Source organism: Streptomyces sp. NPDC054834 (assembly GCF_053611185.1).
Genome location: NZ_JBSGZV010000073.1, coordinates 1 through 24,424, shown reverse-complemented (window position 1 = coordinate 24,424; position 24,424 = coordinate 1). Strand labels below are relative to the sequence as shown.

At 70.7% G+C, this 24,424-nt stretch carries 22 protein-coding genes and 1 pseudogene; 11 read left to right on the top strand and 12 right to left on the bottom strand.

The genetic code is table 11. From position 1 onward, the window contains the following. Window positions 1-196 precede the first annotated feature (196 nt). Window positions 197-502: pseudogene (locus ACWGJM_RS46025) on the top strand (DUF4291 family protein); the annotation flags it as partial. A gap of 77 nt (window positions 503-579) precedes the next feature. Further along, window positions 580-1,686, top strand: a complete 1,107-nt coding sequence (locus ACWGJM_RS46020) for a serine hydrolase domain-containing protein (RefSeq protein WP_453417760.1) — start codon at window positions 580-582, stop codon at window positions 1,684-1,686. Between the two features lie 121 nt (window positions 1,687-1,807). On the opposite strand, the gene ACWGJM_RS46015 is transcribed toward ACWGJM_RS46020, so the two are convergent. Further along, window positions 1,808-2,848: an NAD(P)-dependent alcohol dehydrogenase gene (locus ACWGJM_RS46015; protein WP_453417759.1), complete on the bottom strand. Its 1,041-nt coding sequence runs from the start codon at window positions 2,846-2,848 to the stop codon at window positions 1,808-1,810. A 171-nt stretch (window positions 2,849-3,019) separates the two neighbouring features. On the opposite strand from ACWGJM_RS46015, the gene ACWGJM_RS46010 reads away from it, so the two are divergent. Next, complete coding sequence (locus ACWGJM_RS46010) at window positions 3,020-3,913, top strand: helix-turn-helix domain-containing protein (RefSeq protein ID WP_453417758.1); 894 nt, start codon at window positions 3,020-3,022, stop codon at window positions 3,911-3,913. Window positions 3,914-4,295: 382 nt separating this feature from the next. Here the strand turns inward: ACWGJM_RS46010 and ACWGJM_RS46005 are convergent, their stop codons facing one another. The 5 genes from ACWGJM_RS46005 to ACWGJM_RS45985 form a co-directional block, all read right to left on the bottom strand. Further along, window positions 4,296-7,607, bottom strand: coding sequence for a S8 family peptidase (locus ACWGJM_RS46005; RefSeq protein WP_453417757.1), 3,312 nt, complete (start codon window positions 7,605-7,607; stop codon window positions 4,296-4,298). A 246-nt stretch (window positions 7,608-7,853) separates the two neighbouring features. Beyond that, window positions 7,854-8,540, bottom strand: a complete 687-nt coding sequence (locus tag ACWGJM_RS46000; protein WP_453417756.1) for an ABC transporter ATP-binding protein — start codon at window positions 8,538-8,540, stop codon at window positions 7,854-7,856. A gap of 46 nt (window positions 8,541-8,586) precedes the next feature. Then, entirely contained in the window at window positions 8,587-10,074 is a 1,488-nt protein-coding gene (locus tag ACWGJM_RS45995; RefSeq protein WP_453417755.1) for an ABC transporter permease, read from the bottom strand. Window positions 10,075-10,226: 152 nt separating this feature from the next. Next, window positions 10,227-11,477, bottom strand: a complete 1,251-nt coding sequence (locus ACWGJM_RS45990; RefSeq protein WP_453417754.1) for a L,D-transpeptidase — start codon at window positions 11,475-11,477, stop codon at window positions 10,227-10,229. A gap of 220 nt (window positions 11,478-11,697) precedes the next feature. Beyond that, complete coding sequence (locus tag ACWGJM_RS45985) at window positions 11,698-12,009, bottom strand: hypothetical protein (protein WP_453417753.1); 312 nt, start codon at window positions 12,007-12,009, stop codon at window positions 11,698-11,700. 149 nt (window positions 12,010-12,158) lie between these two features. Between ACWGJM_RS45985 and ACWGJM_RS45980 the strand changes: the two genes are divergently transcribed. Beyond that, window positions 12,159-12,476, top strand: a complete 318-nt coding sequence (locus tag ACWGJM_RS45980; RefSeq protein WP_453417752.1) for a hypothetical protein — start codon at window positions 12,159-12,161, stop codon at window positions 12,474-12,476. A gap of 41 nt (window positions 12,477-12,517) precedes the next feature. Beyond that, window positions 12,518-13,318, top strand: a complete 801-nt coding sequence (locus ACWGJM_RS45975; RefSeq protein ID WP_453417751.1) for a hypothetical protein — start codon at window positions 12,518-12,520, stop codon at window positions 13,316-13,318. A gap of 60 nt (window positions 13,319-13,378) precedes the next feature. Here the strand turns inward: ACWGJM_RS45975 and hutH are convergent, their stop codons facing one another. The 3 genes from hutH to ACWGJM_RS45960 form a co-directional block, all read right to left on the bottom strand. Beyond that, on the bottom strand, window positions 13,379-14,932 hold the full coding sequence (hutH, locus tag ACWGJM_RS45970; protein ID WP_453417768.1) for a histidine ammonia-lyase: 1,554 nt from the start codon (window positions 14,930-14,932) through the stop codon (window positions 13,379-13,381). Window positions 14,933-15,019: 87 nt separating this feature from the next. Next, window positions 15,020-16,162 (bottom strand): diguanylate cyclase domain-containing protein, encoded by a 1,143-nt coding sequence (locus ACWGJM_RS45965; RefSeq protein WP_453417750.1) that lies wholly within the window; start codon window positions 16,160-16,162, stop codon window positions 15,020-15,022. Window positions 16,163-16,260: 98 nt separating this feature from the next. Continuing rightward, complete coding sequence (locus ACWGJM_RS45960; RefSeq protein WP_453417749.1) at window positions 16,261-17,055, bottom strand: enoyl-CoA hydratase/isomerase family protein; 795 nt, start codon at window positions 17,053-17,055, stop codon at window positions 16,261-16,263. 189 nt (window positions 17,056-17,244) lie between these two features. Here ACWGJM_RS45960 and ACWGJM_RS45955 point away from each other — a divergent pair, with 189 nt between their 5' ends. Then, on the top strand, window positions 17,245-17,859 hold the full coding sequence (locus tag ACWGJM_RS45955; RefSeq protein ID WP_453417748.1) for a hypothetical protein: 615 nt from the start codon (window positions 17,245-17,247) through the stop codon (window positions 17,857-17,859). Between the two features lie 289 nt (window positions 17,860-18,148). Here the strand turns inward: ACWGJM_RS45955 and ACWGJM_RS45950 are convergent, their stop codons facing one another. Together ACWGJM_RS45950 and ACWGJM_RS45945 are read right to left on the bottom strand one after the other, a co-directional pair. Next, window positions 18,149-19,276: an adenylate/guanylate cyclase domain-containing protein gene (locus tag ACWGJM_RS45950; protein WP_453417747.1), complete on the bottom strand. Its 1,128-nt coding sequence runs from the start codon at window positions 19,274-19,276 to the stop codon at window positions 18,149-18,151. A 248-nt stretch (window positions 19,277-19,524) separates the two neighbouring features. Further along, a complete protein-coding gene (locus tag ACWGJM_RS45945; protein ID WP_453417746.1) occupies window positions 19,525-20,418 on the bottom strand; it encodes a biotin--[acetyl-CoA-carboxylase] ligase in 894 nt (297 codons plus the stop codon). A gap of 298 nt (window positions 20,419-20,716) precedes the next feature. Between ACWGJM_RS45945 and ACWGJM_RS45940 the strand changes: the two genes are divergently transcribed. From ACWGJM_RS45940 to ACWGJM_RS45925, 4 genes are all read left to right on the top strand, one after another. Then, a complete protein-coding gene (locus ACWGJM_RS45940) occupies window positions 20,717-22,327 on the top strand; it encodes an acyl-CoA carboxylase subunit beta (protein WP_453417745.1) in 1,611 nt (536 codons plus the stop codon). Between the two features lie 25 nt (window positions 22,328-22,352). Beyond that, entirely contained in the window at window positions 22,353-22,562 is a 210-nt protein-coding gene (locus tag ACWGJM_RS45935) for an acyl-CoA carboxylase epsilon subunit (protein ID WP_453417744.1), read from the top strand. An 81-nt stretch (window positions 22,563-22,643) separates the two neighbouring features. Next, window positions 22,644-22,772: a morphogenic membrane protein MmpB gene (gene mmpB, locus ACWGJM_RS45930; RefSeq protein ID WP_453417743.1), complete on the top strand. Its 129-nt coding sequence runs from the start codon at window positions 22,644-22,646 to the stop codon at window positions 22,770-22,772. Window positions 22,773-22,804: 32 nt separating this feature from the next. Further along, a complete protein-coding gene (locus ACWGJM_RS45925) occupies window positions 22,805-23,422 on the top strand; it encodes a Maf family protein (RefSeq protein WP_453417742.1) in 618 nt (205 codons plus the stop codon). Here ACWGJM_RS45925 and ACWGJM_RS45920 read toward each other — a convergent pair. Beyond that, complete coding sequence (locus ACWGJM_RS45920; RefSeq protein WP_453417741.1) at window positions 23,394-23,939, bottom strand: hypothetical protein; 546 nt, start codon at window positions 23,937-23,939, stop codon at window positions 23,394-23,396. The two genes, ACWGJM_RS45925 and ACWGJM_RS45920, sit on opposite strands and share 29 nt — an antisense overlap. 374 nt (window positions 23,940-24,313) lie before the next feature. Here ACWGJM_RS45920 and ACWGJM_RS45915 point away from each other — a divergent pair. Further along, window positions 24,314-24,424: biotin carboxylase N-terminal domain-containing protein (locus tag ACWGJM_RS45915; RefSeq protein ID WP_311582598.1), on the top strand; the 111-nt coding region annotated here is incomplete at its 3' end.

Below are 24,424 nucleotides of genomic sequence, written 5' to 3'. Positions count from 1 at the left end.
TTGCAGGCCCTCCCCAAAAGGCGCCCTGGTTGTCCCCACAACCAGTTGTAACGGAACGACTCTATCCAGCGATGGCCGTCTCGCATATCTACGTGGCACGGCCAACTTAAACGGTCGTCTCCGCAGGTCAGCTTGACTGGAGAGTAACGCGTCCGCATCAGACTGGAGCGCGCCCGAGTTGCCGTATGCCGCTGCACTGCTCGTGCCGTGCTCCACTGCCCGCAGAAAGGGTTGTGAGCAAGGCTTGACCTGGATCAAGCCCTCGTTCCTGTGGATGATGTACCGCTGTGGCTGGGCCAGGAAGCCGGGGCAGGAGGTTGTACTTGCCGTCGAGATCACTCGCGACGGCTTCGAGTGGGCGCTGCGCAACGCGTGCCTGTCAAGCTACGTACGTGGGCTGCACTCCGACCGCAGCACCTGGCAACGTCAGTTGAAGCGCTCGCCGACCCGCGTCCAGTGGGACCCCGAGCGCGATCTACGTTTTCAGCCGCTGCCCCCTCGGCGTTGCACCTGCGACAGGATGACGTAACGACAGAAATTCGATTGCCCCTGACGGGCCGATGCGCGCTAATACGGTGCATGGCCGACATTCAGGGCTCATATGATGATCTGTTCACCGCAGTGCCGAGTGCGCTGGCCGGATTGCTGGACGACGGAGACGCCGGTGCCTCGGTCGCGGTCTTCGTGGACGGCGAGCCGGTGGTGGACGTCTGGGGCGGGTTCGCCGACGCGGACCGCACGATCCCGTGGCAGCGGGACACGATCACCAATGTCTTCTCCGTCACCAAGACGATGACGGCACTGTGCGCGCTGGTCCTGGCCGACCGTGGCGAGCTCGATCCGGCCGCACCGGTCGGCCGGTACTGGCCTGAGTTCGCCACGGCGGGCAAGGAGAACGTGCTGGTGCGACACCTGCTCGCGCACACCGCGGGCCTGCCCCACTGGGAGGGGCCGATCGAGGATCTCTACGACTGGTCGTCCGCCACGGCACGTCTGGCCGCGCAGGCTCCGCAGTGGGAACCGGGGAGCGCGGCCGGATACCACTCGCTCACCCAGGGGTTTCTCGTGGGCGAGGTCGTACGCCGGATCACCGGCCGGAGCCTGGGTGAGTTCTTCGCGGAGGAGGTGGCCGGACCGCTGGGTGCCGACTTCCACATCGGTCTGCCTGCCGAGCACGACCACCGGGTGGCGCTCGCCGTCCCGCCTCCGTCCCGGGACGAGGACTATGCCGCGAGCGCGCCCGGCAGCAGCGCGTCGCCCGCCGCCGGCACCGTCGTACGGGTCCGGGACGGGAACAGCGTGGCCTGGCGACGCGCGCAGATCCCCGCGGCCAGCGGCTTCGGCAACGCCCGCTCGGTCGCCCTCGTGCAGTCGGTGCTGGCCTGCGGAGGTGCGGTGCGTGGGGTGCGGCTGCTGTCGCAGGCGGGCTGTGACCGTGCGAGGGAGGAGCAGTTCAGCGGCGAGGACCGCCTCCTGGGCATGCCGGTCCGTTACGGGCTGGGCTACGGGCTGTTCGGCAAAACCTTCGGCTGGGGTGGCTGGGGCGGCTCGATCGTCATGATCGATCCCGAGGAACGTATGGCGGTGGCGTACGTGACCGATCAGATGCGCGAACCCGCGGACGACAACCGGGGACTGGAGCTTGTGATGGCCGCCTACGACGGGCTCAAGGGTCTGCGGGCTTGATCCGACGGGTTCATGGCGGTACGGGCTCGCCGGGACCGGCACGTGGTGGCTGTACCAGCCGTCGCCCGGCGGCCCGATCAGCTGCGCGGTCCGAGAGCCCCGACCACAATGGGCGCCCGGATCAGATGGTCGCCGTGTCGATCACGAACCGGTACCGGACGTCGCTCGCCAGCACCCGCTCGTACGCCTCGTTGATCTCGTCGGCGCGGATCAGTTCGATCTCGGCGCCCAGGCCGTGCTCGGCGCAGAAGTCCAGCATCTCCTGGGTCTCGCGGATGCCGCCGATGCCGGAGCCCGCGAGGGTCTTGCGGCCGGCTATCACCGAGAACAGGTTGAGGGAGACGGGCTCCTCGGGCGCGCCGACGTTCACGAAGGCGCCGTCCGTCTTCAGCAGCGACAGGAACGCGTTCAGGTCCAGCGGGGCCGATACCGTGGACAGGATCAGGTCGAACGTGCCGCGCAGTTCCTCGAAGGTCTTCGGGTCGCTGGTGGCGTAGTAGTGGTCGGCGCCCAGCTTCAGGCCGTCGTCCTTCTTGCGCAGCGACTGCGAGAGCACCGTGACCTCGGCGCCGAGCGCGTGCGCGATCTTGACGCCCATGTGGCCGAGGCCGCCCATGCCGAGGACCGCGACCTTCTTGCCGGGGCCGGCGTTCCAGTGCTTCAGCGGGGAGTACGTGGTGATGCCGGCGCACAGCAGCGGCGCGGCCACGTCGAGGGCGAGGCCGTCGGGGATGCGTACGACGAAGTTCTCGTCCACGACGATCTTCTCCGAGTAGCCGCCGTAGGTCGGCTCGCCGTCCTTGCCGACGGCGTTGTACGTGCCGACGTTGCCCCGGAGGCAGTACTGCTCCAGCCCCCTGGCGCAGTTCTCGCACTCGCGGCAGGAGTCGACCATGCAGCCGACGCCGACGCGGTCGCCGACGGCGAACTTCGTGACACCGGGGCCGACCTCGGAGACGACGCCCGCGATCTCGTGGCCGGGCACCATCGGGAAGATCGCCTCGCCCCAGCCCTCGCGGGCCTGGTGGATGTCGGAGTGGCAGATGCCGGCGAACTTGATGTCGATCAGGACGTCGAACTCGCCGACCGTCCGCCGCTCGATGGTGGTCCGCTCCAGCGGTGCCTTGGCGGCGGGGGCTGCGTATGCGGCAACAGTGGTCATGCCGAGGGTTCTCCTAAGCGATTGATCGCGCCCGGCTGCCTTCTGTCCGGGCACGTGCTCCAGCCTGCCGGATGCCCCGCCATCCACCCAGTCCACGCCTTTGCCTACGACCAGCGGTCCTACTACTGGCGGGGTCAGGTTCGTGTGCGTACGACCGTGAATACTGGACGCATGGACGAACAGGCCCCACCCGTCGGCCCGCCTCTGGACCGGCGCGCCGAACTCAGTGAGTTCCTGCGCAGTCGGCGGGCCAGGCTGAAGCCCGGGGACGTGGGGCTGCCGGACCTGGGGCGGCACCGGCGGGTGCCAGGGCTGCGCCGCGAGGAGCTGGCGCAGCTGGCCGGGGTGTCGGTGGCGTACTACACGCGGCTGGAGCAGGGCAACGGGCGGAACGTGTCCGTGGAGGTGCTGGACTCGATCGCGCGGGCGCTCAGGCTGACGGACGCCGAGCACGCGCACCTGACGCACCTCGCCAAGGGCAAGCAGCACAAGCGGAAGCCGTCGGCGCGGCCACAGCAGGTACGGGCGTCGATCGGGCAGCTGCTGGACACGATGGACACCGTGCCGGCGTATGTCGTCGGGCGGCGCTCGGAGATCCTGGCCTGGAACCGGATGGCGGCGGCCGTCTTCGGTGACTGGGGGGAGATGCCGGTCGCGGAGCGGAACTGGGCGCGGCTGGTGTTCCTGCGGCCCGAGTACCGCGACCTGTACGTGGAGTGGGAGCAGAAGGCCATCGACATCGTCTGCGCGCTGCGGATGGACGCCGGGTGCTTCCCCGACGACCCCCGGCTGTCCGCCCTGGTCGGCGAGCTCTCCGTGAAGAGCGAGGACTTCCGGCGGCTGTGGGCGACGCATGACGTCAAGGAGAAGAGCCATGGCGTCAAGCGGCTGCAACATCCGCTGGTGGGCGCGCTCTCGCTGAACTTCGAGTCCTTCAGGATGACCGGCGACGCGGACCAGGCCCTGGTCGTCTACCACGCCGAGCCGGGCTCCCCGTCGGCCGAGGCCCTGCGCCTGCTGGCCAGCTGGGGAGCGGACGCGACCCGCGCGGGGACGGCCGGCTGACCGGCGCCCTGCTCCTCAGCCTCCTGCGTCCGGACGGGCCCTGCGTCACCTCGCGTACGGCGGCGCGGCTCTCCACCTGCCGGAGGGGGCTCGGCTGCTGGCCGGCAGCGAGCGTTGCCCGTATCAGGCCTCCCGCGTCGGGGAAGCGGCGTGGGGTGTGCAGTTCCACCCCGAGGCCGGGCCGGAGCGCATCGCGCAGTGGCCCGCGGAGCGGCTGGAGCGCTACGGAGTGGACCGGGACGAACTGCATAAGGGTGGCGGTACGGGAAGACCCGGCCGCCGCCCGGGTGTGGCGAGAGGTGGCGCGGCGGTTCGCCGCGTGCGTACGCGGACGGCCTGCCCAGGACCGACAGTCCCGGGCAGGCCGCTGACGCGTTGACGGTTACTTGCCGTAGTACGCGTTGTAGATCGAGATCGTCGACTTGTTGCCCTTCTTGTCGGCGATCTTGGCGTGGAAGGAGACGGCCTTCCCCTTCGCCGGGTTCTTCACGGTGATCTTGCCGTGCTTGACCTCGATCTTCTTCCAGGTCTGGCCGTAGTCGTACGACACGTACACCGCGAGGGACTTCAGGTTGCGGCCCGCGGCGGCGCCCTCCACGGTGACCGGGAAGGTGACCGTCTTGCCGGCCTCGACGCGGCTGTCCAGGCCGGTCTTGGCGCCGAAGCGGGCGGTGGAGGCGGGGAGGGTGGCCATGACGCCGCTGGCCGGCTTCTTCGAGTGGAAGGTCCAGCTCGCGTCGATCCGGGTGGAGGCGGCGGCGACCTTGACGGTCCGCTTCACCGAGGTGGTCAGCTTGTACTCGGCGTCACCGGAGGGAACGTCGAAGAACCCACCGCCGAACAGCGGGTCGTCGTTGGAGCCCACCTTGGTGCCGTTGCGGTACAGGGTGGTGGTCACCGCGGTGAAGTCCGAGGAACCGGCGTGCTTGTTGCTGTCGGCGAACAGCGGCACGACGCCGTAGATCTGGTTGCCCTCACGGAACAGGCCGTACTGGGAGTTGAGGTGCGGGCCGAAGACCGCGGTGTTGAACGTCTTCTTGTAGGTCGTCCCCGCCTTGAAGGTCTGCGGGTCGCCCAGCGTGTAGAAGGCGTCGGCGATCGGGAAGCCGTCGGCGTCGTGACCGGAGTACTGGGTGACGTCGAAGCCCCACTGGGCGCCGTCGACGGTCGAGACGTACGCCGTGCGCGTGCCGGGCAGCTTCTGCTCCACGGGCTCGCCGGCGACGAAGTCGTCGCCCACGGCACCCCAGGCGGCGACCGCGCCGGTCTTGTTGGGGGCGGAGGCGCCGACGGTGTTCTTCACCGTGGCGAGCTCGCTGGCCTTGAAGTGGCGGACCTTGTCGCCCTGGATCTTCTTGACCTTCGCGGTGGTGGCCACGTCGTACTCGGCGTTGTCGCCCTTGGTCCACTGGCCGCTCCAGGTCTGGGTCAGACCGTTCGCCACCTCCGGGCCGAGGTGCGCCATGCGCAGATCGGCGAAGCCGCCGCCCATCTCGAAGCCGATGCCGACCGACGCCGGCTCGTACATGTAGTCGATCGACGCGGTGAACGGCTTGGCCTGCGCGTCCGGCACGGTGATGTCGGCCGGCTTGGCGGTGCGGGCGTCCAGGTTCACCGTGAGGTCCTTGGTGACGCTCAGCTTCGGCTGCACCAGCCAGTCGATGCCGCCCTCGAAGGTGGTGAAGTCCTTGGCGATATCGGAGTCCAGCAGGTACGTGCCCTTGGGCAGGCGCAGCGTCGTGGTGCCGGAGGCGTCGGGCTGTGCAGCGAAGGCCTGGTCCTTGCCTATGCCGGTGTAGCCGAACAGTTCGGTGTCGTAGACGCCGGTCGGCTTCCCGTCACGGCCGGTGTGCTTGAAGGTGACGGTGTACGACTCCACCTCGCGCTGCACCGCGGCGGCCGTGCGGATGGTCTGGCCGTCCCCGGTCGCGGTCACGTACGCGGAGTACGCGCCGTCGAGGGTGCCGCCCAGCTTGGTGTTGACGGTCAGGCCGACTGCGGCCTTGCCGCCCGCGGGGACCGTGACCTTGGTCGCGCCGAGCTTGAAGAAGCCCGCCGGAACCGCGTGGCCCTTGGGGTCGGTGGCGGTGGCGGCCAGGTTGAGCGTGACGTCCTTGGTGCCGAGGTTGCGGTAGGTGACCTGCTTGGTGACCGGCGTGTCGTCGGTGTGCGGCCACTGCTGCGTGCCGAAGCTCACCGACACCGGGTCGGCGATCACGGTCTGCTTGATCGCCTTGTCGACCGCGATGCGGCCCGACCCCTGCTGGAACGGCGTGTAGTTGCCGCCCTTCGCGGAGCCGGTCAGGGCGGCCTTGAGCTCGGCGTAGCCCCAGTCCGGGTGCTCCTGCTTGAGGATCGCGGCGGCGCCCGCGACGTGCGGGGTGGCCATCGAGGTGCCGGAGATGGTCAGGTAGCCGGGCGCCGGGTGCGGGACTTCGGGATCCGTGTCGATGACGCTGCCCGGCGCCGCGGCGGCGGTGATGTCCACGCCGGGCGCGGTGACGTCCGGCTTGATGGCGCCGTCGCCGACGCGCGGGCCGGTGGAGGAGAAGTCCGCCAGCTTGTCCGACTTGTCGACGGCGCCGACGGTGAGCGCGTCGTCCGCGCTGCCCGGCGAACCGATCGACTGGGGACCGCTGTTGCCCGCGGCGATCGCGAACAGGATGCCCTTTTCGGCGGAGAGCTTGTTGACCTCGGCCTCGAGCGGGTCGACCTCGGGCGTGTCGTAGCCGCCCAGGCTGAGGTTGACGACGGAGGCGCCCTGCTGGGCCGCCCACTCCATGCCGGCGAGGATGCCGGAGTCGTCACCGGAGCCGGTGTCGTCCAGGACCTTGCCGTTGAGGATCTTCGCGTCGGGCGCGACACCCTTGTACTTGCCGCCCGACTTGGCGCCGGTGCCCGCCGCGATGGACGCGACGTGCGTGCCGTGGCCGAAGTGGTCCTTGGCGTCGGTGGCGGTCGAGAAGTTCTTGGACTCGATCACCTGGTCCTTGAGGTCCGGGTGGGTGGTGTCCACGCCCGTGTCCAGGACTGCGATCTTGACGCCCTTGCCGGTGTAGCCGGCCGCCCACGCGGTCGGGGCGCCGATCTGCGGGCCGGACTTGTCGTCGCTGGCCTTGCGGACGCCGTCGAGCCAGACGTGCGCGATACCGGAGGCGGTCCTGTCGCCGTTGGTGACCGCGTCCCACAGCTCGGGCGTGTCCTTGGCGGGGGTCTGCACGGCGTCCGCGTTCAGCGTCGTGAGGCTGTGGCGGAGGGTGCCCGCGTCGCGGACGTCGGACTTGGCGGCCGTGGCGGCGCCCTTGTAGCCGACGATGACCTTCAGACCGTGCTTCTCGGACTTGCGGGTGGCGGCCTTGTTGAGCTCGGTGATGTCGAACAGCCGCTGGTCCAGCTTGCCGGAGGCGACCATGCGGGCCGCGTCGGCGGGGATGACGAGGGTGTGGCCGTCGGCCTTGCGGATCTGGAACGGGATGTGCTCGCGTCCCTTGGCCCGCTCCAGGCCGACGACCCGGCCCTTGGCGTCGACGGCGACCCGGTCGCCGGTGATCAGGGTGATGCGGTGCTTGGAAGTGAGCGATGCGGCAGCGGTGGACGACCGCTGCTCGGGCTTCGCCGACGCCGGGCTGGTCATGCCCGCGGCGAGGGCGACTGCTGCGGCGGTGGCCACGGTGGCCGCAGCCGCTCTTTTCACTTGTCTGCGCAAGACTCCCCCTGGAGACGGAGTACCGGGCGAATTCCCCGTTCACCCGGCCGGGGGCAGTCTCGTACGCATGCACGTAAACCCCCCGGAACACGCAGTATGCCGGGGGGTGATCGGACGCCTCAATAGATGAGAGAGGTGTGAGAAAGCGCTACCGTCAACTGTTACGCGCCGGGGGGAACACCGTTACCGAATCGGGAAGTCGCGCGCCGGCGATCGGTGTTATAAGTGCGGCGCTCAGGTGGTGCCGGCGTTCTCCTTCACGGTGATCTTACCCTTGCGGATGGTCGCAAGCCGCGGGGCCTTCTTCGCGATGGATGAGTCGTGGGTGACCATGATGAAGGTCAACCCGTGCTCCTTCCACAGGCGTTCGAGCACCTCCATGATCTCGTCGCGCATGCCCTCGTCGAGGTTGCCGGTGGGTTCGTCGGCGAGCAGCACCTTCGGCTGCTTCACCAACGCGCGGGCGATGGCGACGCGCTGCTGCTGACCGCCGGACATCTCGGACGGCAGGTGCCCGAGCCGTTCGCCGAGCCCGACCGACTTCAGTGCCTCGGCGGCCCGTTCGCGCCGCTCCTTCGCCTTCACGCCGAGCGGTACGAGGGCGGTCTCGACGTTCTCCTGCGCGGTGAGCGTCGGGATGAGGTTGAAGGACTGGAAGACGAAGCCGATGTTCTCGCTGCGGACCCTCGTCAGCCGGGCCTCGGACAGTTTGGCCAGGTCGGTGCCGTCGAGGACGACTTCGCCGGAGCTGGGCCGGTCCAGAGCGCCGAGCATCTGGAGCAGGGTGGACTTGCCGCCGCCGGTGGGGCCCTGGATGACCAGCCGGTCGCCGTCGCCGATGGTCAGGTCGACGCCGTCGAGGGCGTGGACGGTGTCCTTGCCCCGGGTGTAGCGCTTGGTGACGCCTCTGAGTTCGTACATGGTGGGTGCAACTCCTGGGAGAACTGGGGAGAAAGGGGGCTTGGGGCTACTCGACGCGCCGCAGCGCGTCCGCCGGGCGCAGGCGCGACGCCCGCCAGCCACCGAACGCACCCGCGATCAGGCCGCCGGCCACCGCGAGCCCGACGGCGAGGACGATGGTCGTGACGCTGACCGGCGCGGTGAGCGCGACCTCGAGGGTCTTGGCCGCCTGCCGCCCGGGACCGCCGAAGCCGCCCCCGCCGCCGGGGCCGCCGCCCGGACCGCCCGTGCCGCCACCGCCGCCGGTGCTGCCGAGCTGCGCCTGGAGCGACGGGCTGATGGCGGTGACGACGTACGCGCCCGCCAGGCCGAGCGCGATACCGAGGGCGCCGCCGACCAGGCCGTTGACCATGGCCTCGCCGATCACCTGCCGGGTCACCCGGCCCGACTTCCAGCCCAGCGCCTTGAGCGTGCCGAACTCCCGCACCCGCCGGGACACCGCCGAGGAGGTGAGCAGACCGGCGACCAGGAAGGCGGCCACCAGCACCGCGATGGACAGCCACTTGCCGACGTTGCTGGCGAGGCTGGAGGCGGTGGACAGCGATCCGGAGACGGTCTTGGCGAGGTCGGCCGAGGTCGTGACGGTCGTACCGGAGACGTTCTTCTGGATGGTGCTCTTGACGGAGTCGATCTGCTGGGAGTCGGTCGCCTTGACGTAGATCGTGGTGACCTTGTTCTTCTCGCCCGCCAGGGTCTGCGCCTGCTTGAGCGGGATGTACAGGTTGGCCGCCGAGTCGCCGCTGCTGGCGGTGGCGATGCCGATCACCTTGAACTTGACGCTCTTGATGGTGACGGTGGAACCGACCTTGTACTTCTTCGTCTTGGCGTAGGCCGAGTCGGCGACGGCCACCTTGGTGTCGGTCTCGGTCGCCTTGAAGGTGCGGCCGCTGGTGATTTTCGAGGAGGTCAGCGGGCCGAGCGCGGTCTTGGTGACGTCGGTGCCGTAGACGCTGTACTGGTTGATGTCGAAGTTGGCGCCACCGCCCCGCACCTCGCCCTGCGGCTGGCCGGTGCCGCCGCCGCTGCCCTGGCCGGGGCCGCCCTGCTGGTTGCCGCCGGAGTTCTGGTTCTGCTGGAACTGGCCGCGGGTGAACTGGCCGCTGACCTTCACCACGTTCAGGCTCAGCCCGCCGACGGCGGAGGACACGCCCTTCTGGCCGCCGACCTTGCCGACCGTCGACGAGGCCAGGGTGGTGAAGCCCTGCACCATGACCCGGTCGCTGCTCTGCGACTTGGAGTCGTCGTTGTTCTGCGCGTCGAACTGGAAGCGCGGCCGCTGCGCATTGCCGGTGGACGCCGACGCCGCCTTGGTGACCGTCATGTCCGTGCCCAGGCCGTAGAGCGACTGGAGGACCTTGTCCTGTGCCTTCCCCATGCCGTTGGACACGGAGTTGACCACGATGACCAGCGCGATGCCCAGCGCGAGTCCGGAGGCGACGACGAGGGCCGCCTTTCTGCGGCGGCGCAGTTCGCGCCTCAGGTAGGTGAAGAACATGGCCGCAAGCTAGGTACGGACCGTGATGACTCGATAAGGCCGAAATAAGAGAAGCATGAGAAGGCTGTGGCCGGCCCCGGAAAGACCCCGGAAATGCCGGTGCCGCCCCTGGAGGCGGCACCGGTCACGTGGGGAAGGGGGGTCGGAAGGCGTCAGACGGCGGAGCCGGCCTTCCACTGCGCCCAGTTCATGTTCCAGCCGTTGAGGCCGTTGTCGGGGGCGACGGTCTTGTCGCCGGTGTTCTTCACGACGACCACGTCACCGAGGATCGAGTGGTTGTACATCCACGCGGCCGGTGTGCTCGGGTCGTTGGCGCCCTTGGTGTCCGACAGACCCACACAGCCGTGGCTGGTGTTGACGCTGCCGAAGATGGACTTCGCGCCCCAGTAGTTGCCGTGCAGGAAGGTGCCGGAGCTGGTGAGGCGGATGGCGTGCGGCACGTCCTTGATGTCGTACTCGCCCTTGCCGTCGTCGTCCGTGAAGCCCACGGTCGCGCCGTTCATGCGCGTCTGCTTGAACTTCTCCGACATCACCATGACGCCCTCGTACGTCTTGTTGTCGGGCGAGCCGGCGGAGATCGGGATGGTCTTGACGGTCTTGCCGTCCTGCGTGATCTTCATCTGCTTGGTCTGCGCGTCGACGTAGGAGACCTGGTTGCGGCCGATGTGGAAGGTGACCGTCTTCTGCTGCACGCCGGTGACACCGGAGGCGCCCTCGACGCCGTCGAGCGCGAGCTTCAGCGTGACGGTGGAGTTCTCCTTCCAGTAGTCCTGCGGACGGCAGTCCATCCGGTTGGCGCTGAACCAGTGGCAGGCGACCTCCTGGCCGCTGCTGGAGGTGACCGTGATGGCCTTCTGGACGGCGGCCTTGTTGGCGATCGCCTTGTCGAAGTTGATCGACACGGGCATGCCGACGCCGACCGTGGAGCCGTCCTCCGGCGTGAAGTTGGCTATGAAGCTGTTGGCCGGGGAGACCGTGGTGAACGAGGCGTTCTCGTGGGCGACACGGCCCTTGGAGTCCTTCGCTTCCGCGGCGACCTTGTAGCTGGTGGAGCGCTCCAGCTGGACGCTGGGCTTCCAGCTCTTCTTGTCGGCGGCCAGCTGGCCCGAGACGGCCTTGCCGTCGGCGGTCGTCATGGTGACGCCGGTGAGCGTGCCCTTGGCCACCTTGACGGCGGCGGAGTTGTTGATGGACGCGTCGTTCGAGCCGTCCTTGGGCGTGATCGTGATCTGGGCCTCGGAGGACTTCTTGGCCGCCGCTTCGTCGGCCTGGGCCTGCGAGCTGTCGCCGCCGCCGCTGCCGGAGGACTTGTCGTCGCCGCCGGAACAGGCCGAGAGCACCAGTACACCGCCGAGCAGTGCGGACGCGGCCATCAGGCCCTTGCGCCGCTTACTGTCCGTCATCACACGCTTCTCCATGGTTGCTGAATCCCCAAAAACCCCGAGTCCCCCGTTGAGAATCTTCAACGCTACGACCGGTGTGCCCCGTTCCACATCCCTGACAGGTGTGGGCCACGCCACGTTCGCCGAGGCGGGTGGTACGCGAGTTGGCCGTGCGCCCCCCTGAGACGACGTGACCCCGGCCGGCGGTTGCCGTCCGGGGTCACGCGTTCCCCCCTGACGCTCAGCCGATGCCGCGGCTTTCGCCTTCGTCGTCCTCCTCGTCATCATCCTGGTCGAGCTCCCAATCCGGCGAATCGGGGTCGTAGTCGATCCGTTCGGTGGACCAGGAGGCCTGCTGGAGCTCCACTCCGGGCACCTCACTGACCAGGTCGAACGGATCGACGAGATAGGCCAGGGCCTCCGCGGTGTCTTCCGTCACAGCCCCCTGGGCGTGGACGCGCTCCTCGTCCGGCAGTTCCGGATCCGCGGCGAGCCGGCCCAGCGCGGCCTCGGTGACCGCTTCGTCGTCCTCGACCTCGAGGACCACTTCCACCCGAAGCCGTACAAAACGTGATGTCTCTGGAGTACTCATGCCGGGAGAGTACGGCGGAAATCTCCCGTGACTTTCCCGTGACCCGCGATTTTCACTAACATCGCTCCACACGGCCAATTCGCCAGCGTCACAAGGGGGATCGATATTCCGTGTCATCCGTTCGCCGCCCGCTGCTGACCGCCACCGCCGCGGGCACCCTCCTGGGCGCCCTGTGGTTCGTCCCGTCCGCGAACGCGTCGCAGGACGCCCCGGCGAGAGCGGAGACCTCGGCGACGCAGCTCACCCAGCAGGCCAGGGCGGTGTCCGAGGCGACCACCGAGACCACCTCGGCCTCGGCGGACGGCACCGAGCTCGCCGACACGGGAAGCCCCGACACCACGCCGTACGTCATCGGCGGCACGTTCTTCCTCGCCGTGGGCGCCGGTTTCGTGGTGTATTCGGTACGCCGGGAACGCCTGGGCTTTTAACGGACTTGACGTTTCTTTGACTTTCGTTTCATAGTCCGCTCATGAAGAGATCATCGGGCGTGCGTCTGTGCGCCGCTGCCACAGTGAGCGTGCTGTCGTTCGCCCTTGTCACGGGGTGCTCCGAGGAGGGGTCGAAGGACTCCGGGAACGCCAAGGGTTCCAAGGGGTCCAACGCGTCGTCGTCGGACGCGAAGGCGCTGAGCGCCGCGGAGTTGCAGAAGCTGATCATCGCCAAGGGCGAGGTGCCCGGCTTCAAGGTCGGTCCCGTCAAGGGCGGCATCCCCGCCAAGAGCAAGGTCAAGGCGGACGACGCCAAGTGCGACCCGCTGCTCCAGGTCCTGACCGGCATCGCGCCGGGCGACCCCGCGGTGAACACCAGCCGCATGGCCACGGAGGACAAGAAGGACCCCACCGACGACGCCACGTCCCTGGACGACCTGGCCGACGGCAAGTTCGAGGACGCGCTGAGCGAGTCCATGGACCTGGACGTCACCGCGGTCACCCTGTCCTCGTACGACGGGGACGGCGCCGAGAAGGCCCTCCAGACGGTCTCCGACGCCGTGAAGGCGTGCACGGGCGGCTTCTCCGGCGACCAGGACGGCGAGAAGGGGAAGTTCACCAAGGTCGGCGAGGAGAAGTCCTCGGGCACGGGTGACGAGTCGCTGGCCTTCACCGCGACCAACGACACGAAGGACGGGCCGGTTCCGCTCCACGCCGAGGTCGTGCGGCACGGGAACAGCATCGCGACGTACAGCACCATCAACATCGGCGCGGTGATGAGCAAGAAGGCCTACACGGTGTCGGCCCCGGTGATCAAGGCCCAGGCGGCCAAGCTGAAGTGACGTACGGGACGTGAGAGGGGCCCTGTCCGTGGACAGGGCCCCTTCTTTGCCGCGGCGGTTCTACAGCAGCGGTCCGGTGACCGTCTCGACGGCGGCGACGAGCTCCCCGCTCCGCACGAACGCGTCGGCGGCGGCCAGGTCGGGCGCGAGGAACCGGTCCGGGCCGGGCCCCTGGACGCCCGCGGCCCGTACGGCGTCGATGGCCGCCTGGGAGGCCGGCGCCGGGGCGAGCCCCTCGCGCAGCTCTATGGCACGCGTGGCGGCGTACAGCTCGACGGCGATGATCCGGGTCAGGTTGTCGACGGCGGTGCGCAGCTTGCGCGCGGCCGACCAGCCCATCGACACGTGGTCCTCCTGCATGGCGGAGGACGGGATGGAGTCGGCGGAGGCCGGCACGGCGAGCCGCTTCATCTCGCTGACCAGGGCGGCCTGCGTGTACTGGGCGATCATCAGCCCGGAGTCCACGCCGGGGTCGTCCGCGAGGAACGGCGGGAGGCCGTGGCTGCGGTTCTTGTCCAGCAGCCGGTCGGTGCGGCGCTCGGCGATGGAGCCGAGGTCGGCGGCGGCGATGGCGAGGAAGTCCAGGACGTAGGCGACCGGGGCGCCGTGGAAGTTGCCGTTGGACTCGACGCGGCCTCCCTCAGTGCCGAAACCAGGGAGCACGACCGGGTTGTCCACGGCGGAGGCGAGCTCGCGCTCGGCGACCAGACGGGCGTGCGCGAGGGTGTCGCGTCCGGCGCCGGCGACCTGCGGGGCGCAGCGTACGGAGTAGGCGTCCTGGACGCGGGGGGCGTCGTCCTGGTGGTGGCCGGTGAGCTGGGAGCCCTTGAGGACGGCCAGCATGTTGGCGGCGGAGGCCCCCTGTCCCGGGTGCGGGCGGATGGCGTGCAGTTCGGGCGCGAGCACCTTGTCCGTGCCGAGCAGTCCCTCGAGGCTGAGGGCGGCGGTGATGTCGGCGGACTTGTAGAGCAGGTCCAGGTCGGCGAGGGCCATGACCAGCATGCCGAGCATGCCGTCGGTGCCGTTGAGGAGGGCGAGGCCCTCCTTCTCGCGCAGCTCGACCGGGGCGATGCCGTGCTCGGCGAGCAGTTCGCCGGCGGGGCGGACGGTCCCGTCGGGGCCTTCGGCGTCGCCCTCGCCCATCAGGGTCAGGGCGCAGTGGGACAGCGGGGCGAGGTCGCCGGAGCAGCCGAGGGAGCCGTACTCGTGCACGACCGGGGTGATGCCGGCGTTCAGGACGTCGGCCATGGTCTGGGCGATCTCGGGGCGGACGCCGGTGTGTCCCGAGCAGACGGTCTTGAGCCGCAGGAACATCAGGGCCCGTACGACCTCCCGCTCCACCCTCGGGCCCATGCCGGCGGCGTGCGAGCGGACGATGTTGCGCTGTAGCTGGGTGCGCAGGTCCTGGCTGATGTGCCGGGTCGCCAGTGCGCCGAAGCCGGTGCTCACGCCGTAGACCGGCTCCGGCTTGGCCGCCAGCGCGTCCACGATCTCGCGGGCCGCCGCGAGGGCCGCCACCGCCTCCGCCGACAGCTCGACACGAGCGCCGCCGCGCGCCACGGCGAGAACGTCGGACGCGGTGACACCCGTCGTCCCCACCACCACAGTGTGCATATCCATATTCAGGAGCGTACGCATTGAATGCGAGGATGTCACTAGTGCGGGACGGGTCCGCCCCTTACCGCGCGGACGTGCGGGCGGTCACGGCCGGCGGCCGCGGAAGCGGCGGCGTTCGGCCTGCTCGGGGGACGGCTCGTCGGCCAGCCGGATCACCGGGTCGTCGGGGCCCTGCCGGCCGGCCACCACGGGCCGGTCCGCGCGGAGCGCCTTCGCACGGTACTGCGCCGCGTCGGCCAGCCGGAACAGCCGGCGGGCGGAACGCACCTCGCCGACGGGATCCGCCGTGGACGCGACCCCGCACGCCACACCCTCACCCAACTCCAACTCCGCGGCCCGGCGGCAGAGTTCGCCCGCCGCCTTGACCACGTCGTCGGCCGACGGCCCCACCGCCAGCAGACAGAACTCGTCCCCGCCCAGACGCGCCGCGAGGGTCCCCGGCAGCATCGCCCCGCACAGTGACAGCACGGAACCGAAGCGTTCGAGGAGGCGGTCGCCCACGGCATGCCCCTGGGTGTCGTTGACCCGCTTGAGCCCGTTGAGGTCGCACACGGCCAGGCTGACCACCACACCCTCCCGCCGGTGCCGCTCGACGGCCTCCTCCAGGCGTACGTCGACGGCACGGCGGTTGGCCAGCCCGGTCAGCGGGTCGGTGAACGCCAGCCGACGGGCCTCCCGGAGCCGTTCGGTCTGCGCCAGCCCGGCGGCGACGACCGCCGCCAGTACGGTGGCGAAGTCGGCGTCGCCCCGGTCGAAGACGGACGCACCGGCCGCGCGGGCGACGTACAGCTCGCCCCAGGCCCTGCCGTGCAGCACCACCGGCGCCACCACACAGCACCCGCGCCCGCGGCGGCGCAGGGCGGCGACCCGCTGGTGGAAGTAGCCGGGGCGTCCGGCGGCGGGCCCCTCGGAGGTCTCGACCCAGGCGCTGGGCCCCTGGCCGCCCGCCCACCGCTCGTGCAGGAACTCGGTGATCTCCGCGAACTGGTGCACCGGATAGGTCTCGTGGTCCGGGAACTCCTCCTCGTCCGGGGCCCGCTCCCCCGCGTTCACCAGGACCCGCAGCCGCCCGCGGTCCCGCTCCCACACGGACAGCGCGGCGAAGCTCCCGTCCAGCGCCCGGCACGCGCCGAGCGCCGCGGCCCGCCAGGACTCGCGGGGCGTGTGCGCCGCCGCCATGCCCTGCGCCAGTGCGACCACGGCGGCGAGACGCTTGTCCTCACCCATCACTCCAGGTTAGGGACGTTTCACGGGAACTTCCCGCGAACAGGGTCACCGCGGTGCCAAACGGGTAGGCGGCGCGGTCGCGGGCCCTTCGCCCCCCTTCACTCCCCCGGCCACTGGGGCTTGCGCTTCTCGTTGAACGCCGCCACCCCTTCCGCCCGGTCCCCCGAGAACGCCACCGCCCGCCAGGCCGCGTCCTCCACCTCCAGCCCGGCCCGCAGATCCAGCCCCTGCCCCAGCCGCAGCGCCCGCTTCGCCGCCCGCAGCCCGACCGGCGAGTTCCCGGCGATCCGGGCGGCCAGCGCCAGGGCCTCGTCCCGGTCCCGCCCCTCCTCCACCAGCTGGTCCACCAGCCCCAGCTCGTGGGCCTCGGCCGCCCCCAGCCGCCGCGCGGTGAAGATCAGCTCCGCCGCCCGCCCCGCCCCGACCCGCCGGGGCAGCAGCTGCGTACCGCCGCCGCCCGGGATCACGCCCACGGACACCTCGGGCAGCCCGACCACGGCCGTGCGGTCGGCCACGATCAGATCGCAGGCCAGCGCCAGCTCGAAGCCGCCGCCCAGCGCGAAGCCGTGCAGGGCGGCGACGGTCGGCATCGGCAGCTCCAGCACGCCGGTGTAGGCGCCCCGGGTCACCGGCCGCTGCCGCAGCAGGTCGGCGTCGCTGAAGGAGTTGCGCTCCTTCAGATCGGCCCCGACGCAGAACGCCCGCTCGTGCGACGACGTCAGTACGACCACGCGCGCGTCCCGGTCGGCGGCGAGCGCGGCGCAGGCGCCCGCGACGGACCGGGCCATGTCGGTCGAGACGGCGTTCATGGCCTTGGGCCGGTCCAGCACGAGCTCCGCGACGTGCCCGTGCCGCCGCACCAGCACGAACTCCCCGAACCGCTCCTCGCTCATGACACCCCTCCGGTTAACGCGGGTTAACTTCCTGACGCCCCGATCATCGCAGTCGGAACCCGGCCGGGGAAGAGCGGCCCCGCTGCCCCGTTCGAGTGACATCCCGCCCGACCCGGCCCCGCCCGCCCACGGGAGCGCATAGCGTGCGCTGCGCGGCGCATCGGGGGCGCGCGGCGGGGAGGGAACGCGATGACAGACACGGGAACGCACACGAGTACGAGCTCGGCTCCGCACACCGCACCGTTCGTCCGGCGCGGCCGGCACCGCAAGCCCCGCCCCCGCAAGGTCATGCTCGCCGCCGGTGGCCTGGCCCTGGCCGCCGGCGCCCTGAGCCTCGTACGGATGGCCCCCGACTCCGGGGTCGGCGCCCCCGGCACCGCGGAGGCCGAATCCCGACTCGACGCCGGCGGCACCACGGACCGGTCCACGAACACGGCCGTCTCCGTCGGCGCCGCACCCACGGACCTGCCCTCGGCGACCTCCGCCATGGGCGGGGTGAGCGGGCGCCCGACACCGTCCGGCGCACCGTCGACCACGACGCTCCCGGCCTCCTCCACCGCCGTCCCGGCGACGCTTCCGGTGAACGCCCCTGCCTCCATCCCGACGACCATCCCCACGATGGCGGACGATCAGGCCCCCGGCACCACGCCGAGGCCGTCGGCGCCGAACCCCGGCTCGGCCCCGCCCCACGCCCCCGCGCCGGCACCGAGCCGAAGCACCGGCACTCCGGCGCCGACACCGAGTCAGCCGGGGGGCGTGTGCGTGCCGGTCATCAGGCTGTGCGTGAACCGGGTCCTGCGCTAGGGGCCTGGGGCCAAGGGCCGGGGCCGGCAGCCGGAGGCCGGGGCGCGGGACCTGGGCCAAGGCCGGGGGCCAGACCCAAGGCCGGGAGGCCATACCCAAGGCCGGGGCCGGCAGCCGGAGGCCGGGGCGCGGGGCCTGGGCCAAGGGCCGAGGCCGGCAGCCGGAGGCCGGGGCGCGGGGCCTGGACCAAGGGCCGAGGCCGGCAGCCGGAGGCCGGGACGCGGGGCCTGGGCCAAGGCCAGGGGCCAGACCCAAGGGCGGGGGGCCAGAGCCAAGGCCGGGGCCTGGGCTAGGAGTCGCTTTCCCGCCGCGCGAGCAGCCACGGCTCGACGACGCCGAGGCCGCGGACCGGGCGCTGCCACATCGGCTGGAGCGCGAAGCGGTACGTCGGCGGCTCCTCGCCCTCCTTCTCCGCGGCGGCCGCGGCCTCGGCCGCCTCCGCCTCCGACGCGGGTGCCTCGCCCGTGCGGATGAGTTCCTCGGCGAAGGCGCTGTCGACGAGCACGGAGTCGCGGGGGGCTATCGACGTCAGTCGAGAGGCGAGGTTCACCGTCGTACCGAAGACATCACCCATCCGGGTGGTCACCGTGCCGAAGGCCATGCCGACGCGCAGCTCGGGCATCGTCTCGTCGTTCGCCATCGTCTCGACCAGCCGCAGCGCGATGTCCGCGGCCGTGCCCGCGTCGTCGGCGGCGTACAGGACCTCGTCGCCCAGGGTCTTGATGAGCCGGCCGCCGCGCGCGGCCACCAGGTCGGCGGCGGTCGTCTCGAACGCCTCGACGAGTTCGCCGAGCTCCTCCTCCTCCATACGGCGGGTCAGCCGTGTGAAGCCGACCAGGTCGGCGAAGCCGACGGCGAGCCTGCGGTCGACCATCTCCTCGTCGTCCGCGGCCTGCACCACCCGGCCCGCCGAGGCGGCGAGCTGGCGGCGCCAGACGTAGACGAGGAACTCCTCCAGCTCGGGCAGGAGCAGCTCGACGATCGGGTACGTCACCTCGGTGCGGGTCATGCCCGGCTCGGGCGGCTCGGTCAGCCCCTCCAGGAAGGAATCGATCTGCCACTCCGCCAACCGGGCGGTGGTCTGGCCGGTGGAGCGGGCCACTTGTACGGCCATCGCCTCACTCAGCAGCCCCGCCTCGACGAGACCGGCCAGGCGCCGCAGGGCCAGGACGTCGGCCTCCGTCAGCGCCTTGGCCTGGCCGATGTCGGCGAAGCCCATGGCCCGCCAGAAGCGGGAGGCCAGCTCCATGGAGACGCCGGCGCTGCGGGCCGCCTGAAACGGGGTGTAGCGCCGCTCGGCGCCCAGGATGAGGTGTTCCAGGCGCAGGGCGAGCGGGTTGTCCTCGCCGGAGTCGGCGGCGTGGGGATCCACCCGGCCGTCCGAGTCCGCGCCGGAGCCCGTGTCGTCGACGGTCACGCCTGCTGCCCTTCCGATCTGCCACGGTCAGGTATCGACCGGCCTTCACTCTACGGTAGGTGTGCGCCAGCTCACTTCGTTGGGTTTGGCGGACGGGGGCGTCGGGGTGGGCGCCGTGCTGGGGGCTGCCGCCCCCAGGCCCCCGCTGTCCGCCTGAACGGCCTCGTCCTCGAACTCGCCCCGAGGGGGCACCCCCGGACGGGCTGGGATGTCCGGACCGGCATGGAGAAGTGACCGGCCCGGGCACCTCACGCCGGCCGCAGGTGCACGATGTCCCCCGCCCCCACCGCCTCCCGTACCCCCTCCTGCGTCGCCAGCACCAGCCGCCCGTCGCCGTCGACCGCCACCGCCTCGCCGACGACCGACCGGTCGCCCGGCAGCTCGGCGCGTACGAGCCGGCCGAGGGTGGCGCAGCCGGCCGCGTAGGTCTCCTGGAGCCCGCTGGCCGCCGGGTCGCCCCCGGCCGAGCGCCAGCGCTCGTACCAGTCGGCCAGCGAGCGCAGCACCGCCCGCAGCAGCGGGTCCCGGTCCGTGCTCACCGCCCCGGCCAGCGCCAGCGAAGCGGCCTGGGGGACCGGCAGTTCCTCGGCACGCAGCGAGACGTTGATGCCGACGCCGATGACGACCCCGTCGTCCCCGGCCCGCTCCGCGAGGATGCCGCCGGCCTTGCGTTCCTCGCCGTCCACGGTCACCAGCAGGTCGTTGGGCCATTTGAGTGCCGTGTCCACGCCCGCCGCCCGCGACAGTCCGGTCGCCACCGCGACCCCGGTCAGCAGGGGCAGCCAGCCCCAGCGGGCCAGGGGCACCTCGGCGGGGTGCAGCAGGACGGAGAAGAACAGGCCGGAGCGGGCGGGGGCCGACCACTGGCGGTCCAGGCGGCCCCGGCCGGAGGTCTGCTCCTCGGCGACGAGTACGGCGCCCTCGGTGGCCTTGCCCGCCTCGGCCCGTGCCACCAGGTCGCTGTTGGTGGATCCGGTGCGCCGCACCACCTCCACCTCGGACCACAGGCCGCCCTCCCGCACCAGCCCCCGCCGCAGTGCCGCGGCGTGGAGGGGCGGACGGCCGAGATCGGACCATTGACTCGACCTCGGCTCGCGGGGCCCGTTGGACGGGTTTTCTTCTGCACCTGGTGGCGTATCCATGCGAGCCACCCTAGGTTTGACATCCTCCATCCCGCACGGGGTGGATTCCATCGCAAAAGGCTGAGGTTCACGGGCGCCCGACCACTCTCGTGGTGTCACCCCTCCGACGTGTCCCGCCGCGACACCATGATCGTACGCACAGCTGTGCCGCCTCGCCGCCGGTTTCGTAGATGTCGTCGGCGTTCCTGTGAAGACGGGGCCGGTGTGGCAAACGCCGCACTGCCGAGGGACAGGCACCCCACTACTCTACGGATGAGTAACCGTCCCCCCTTTTGAGCAGGCAGGGAGCCGCATCCCGATGTCCGAGCCGGAAGAGCGTCAAGAGATCCAAGGGATCGACATCCACACGACCGCGGGCAAGCTCGCGGATCTCCAGCGCCGCATCGAGGAAGCGACGCACGCCGGCTCCGCACGCGCGGTCGAGAAGCAGCACGCCAAGGGCAAGCTGACGGCCCGTGAGCGGATCGAACTACTGCTCGACGAAGGTTCCTTCGTCGAACTGGACGAGTTCGCCCGGCACCGGTCCACCAACTTCGGACTGGAGAAGAACCGGCCCTACGGGGACGGCGTCGTGACGGGATACGGGACCGTCGACGGGCGTCCCGTCGCGGTGTTCTCGCAGGACTTCACCGTCTTCGGCGGAGCGCTGGGCGAGGTCTACGGGCAGAAGATCGTCAAGGTCATGGACTTCGCCCTGAAGACCGGGTGCCCGGTCATCGGGATCAACGACTCCGGTGGCGCGCGGATCCAGGAGGGCGTTGCCTCGCTGGGCGCGTACGGGGAGATCTTCCGGCGCAACACCCACGCCAGCGGTGTCATCCCGCAGATCTCGCTGGTCGTGGGCCCCTGCGCGGGCGGCGCCGTCTACTCGCCCGCCATCACCGACTTCACGGTCATGGTCGACCAGACCTCGCACATGTTCATCACCGGCCCGGACGTCATCAAGACCGTCACCGGCGAGGACGTCGGCTTCGAGGAGCTGGGCGGCGCCCGGACCCACAACACCGCCTCCGGGGTGGCCCACCACATGGCGGGCGACGAGAAGGACGCCATCGAGTACGTCAAGCAGCTGCTGTCGTACCTGCCGTCCAACAACCTCAGCGAGGCCCCGGTGTTCCCGGAGGAGGCGGACCTCACCGTCACCGACGAGGACCGCGAGCTGGACACGCTGGTGCCGGACAGCGCCAACCAGCCGTACGACATGCACACGGTGATCGAGCACATCCTCGACGACGCCGAGTTCTTCGAGACGCAGCCGCTGTTCGCGCCGAACATCCTCACCGGCTTCGGGCGGGTCGAGGGCCAGCCGGTGGGCATCGTCGCCAACCAGCCGCTCCAGTTCGCGGGCTGCCTCGACATCACCGCGAGCGAGAAGGCCGCGCGGTTCGTGCGGACCTGTGACGCCTTCAACGTGCCGGTCATCACCTTCGTCGACGTGCCGGGCTTCCTGCCGGGCGTCGACCAGGAGCACGACGGCATCATCCGGCGCGGAGCCAAACTGATCTTCGCCTACGCCGAGGCCACCGTCCCGCTGATCACCGTGATCACCCGGAAGGCGTTCGGCGGGGCGTACGACGTCATGGGGTCGAAGCACCTGGGCGCGGACCTCAATCTGGCCTGGCCCACCGCCCAGATCGCCGTGATGGGCGCGCAGGGCGCGGTCAACATCCTGCACCGCCGCACCATCGCCGAGGCGGAGGCCGCGGGGGACGTGGACGCCACCCGGGCGCGGCTCATCCAGGAGTACGAGGACGCTCTGCTCAACCCCTACGTCGCGGCCGAGCGCGGCTACGTCGACGCGGTGATCATGCCGTCCGACACGCGCGGGCACGTGGTGCGGGGCCTGCGTCAGCTGCGTACGAAGCGGGAATCCCTTCCTCCGAAGAAGCACGGGAACATTCCGCTGTAGGCCTCGGGAACCCTTGGGAGCTGACATGACGATCAAGGTCGTACGGGGCAATCCGACCCCTGAGGAGCTGGCCGCCGCTCTGGCGGTGGTCCGGGCCCGCGCCGCGGCGGCAGCCGACACGCCGTCCGGCGCGGAGGGGCCCCGGGACTCCTGGGCCGACCCGGCCCGCATCGCCGCCCACCGGCTCCCGAAGCCGGGCCCGGCGGCGTGGAGCCGCACCTACTGGCCGGGGTGAGCCGGACAAACGGAATCCTCGCGGCCAAGTTGAGTACGCGTACTCAGGCGCCGCTGCGGCGCCGCGCCGGACCATGGAGAGATGCTGTGGTCCGACCCGGAGAACGAGCCGCCGAAAGAACTGCGCGACATGCAGGACATGCTGCGGCGGCTCGGTCTCCTCATGGCGCTGGCCATGGTGCTGGCGATGGTCGTGCTCGGGCTGAGGTGAGGACGGCGCGGCCGCTTGGCTAACCTGACCGCATGACTGCCAAGCCGCGCAGGCGACTCGTGCTCGCCTCCCAGTCCCCCGCCCGGCTCGGTCTGCTCCGGCAGGCCGGGCTGGACCCAGAGGTGATCGTGAGCGGGGTCGACGAGGACGCCGTCACCGCGCCCACCCCCGCAGAGCTGGCGCTGGCCCTGGCCGAGGCGAAGGCCTCCGTGGTCGCCGCCCGGCCGGAGGTGCAGGGCGCCCTCGTGATCGGCTGTGACTCGGTGCTGGAGCTGGACGGACAGGCGCTGGGCAAGCCCGCGGACGCCGAGGAGGCCACCGCTCGCTGGAAGGCGATGCGCGGGCGGGCCGGGATCCTCCAGACGGGGCACTGTGTGTGGGACACGGCGGCCAAGCGGTACGTGTCCGCCACCGCCTCCACCGTCGTCCGCTTCGGTGAGCCGTCCGACGAGGAGATCGCGGCGTACGTGGCCTCGGGCGAGCCCCTCTACGTCGCGGGGGCCTTCACCCTGGACGGCCGTTCGGCACCCTTCATCGAGGGCATCGACGGCGACCACGGCAACGTGATCGGCATCAGCCTGCCCCTGGTGCGGCGGCTGCTGAACGAACTGGGCGTCGGCATCACGGAGTTGTGGGCGCCGGCGGAATGACCGGGGCGGGAGGCACGTCGTCCTGCGGCTCGGGGACCGGGTCCGGCGCCGGAGCCGGGGCGGGGTCGCCGCCGGGGCCGCCGCCGTCGCCGGGCGGGCCCTCGGCCGCCGCCGGGGCCGGGCCCCCCTGACGGTCGTACGTCATCAGGAGCAGCACGATCAGCGCGAGCACCAGCACCATGAACAGGAACGCGGTCCAGCCCACCAGCCCCCAGGCGAACGCGCCCAGCAGCCCGTGCACCACCGCCACGCTGATCAGCAGGATGCGGCCGAAGCCGGCCGGGGCCCGGTCGCGGACGGCGACCAGCAGCGCGACCAGGGCGCACAGCGCGAAGTAGAGACCGAAGAGCACTCCGCCGATCTTCGAGGACAGTGCCATCTTGTCCGGGTCGAGACCGGCCAGGGACATGTTCTGACGGTCCACCACCACTCCGAGGAACCAGTTCAGCGCCGCGATGCCGAGTGCCTCGGCTACGAGTATGACCGCCACCACACATGCCACCGGTCTGCGCACCACCGGTCCCACCCACTTTCGACCACAGCCCGACCAGAGCTGCCGTTACCTGAAGTACGTTCGAGACATCGCGAACGCTACTAACGGGTAAACCCCGGGACAAGGGTCCGGTCGGGAGCAAAGAATCGTTGGGCCATTCGTAGGGACTCAACAAAGAAACCGAGTGGGGCGCGGCACGCTCTCACAGAGACCTTGACCACATGGCAGGACTAGGGTTTTCCGGTGGAGCCTTGCGTACCTCGGTGCGACATGGGCTTTCGCGGGTCGAGCGAGCCTCGAATCACGCTCCGTGTGGGCAAGCTCACCATTGGGGACGGGTCGAAGTGCCGTGTCGGCAGTCCCTAAACTCGGCTTGTTTCAAGGAGGGAGCCTCAATCGTGCGCAAGGTGCTCATCGCCAACCGTGGCGAAATCGCTGTCCGCGTGGCCCGGGCCTGCCGGGACGCCGGGATCGCGAGCGTGGCCGTCTACGCCGACCCGGACCGGGAC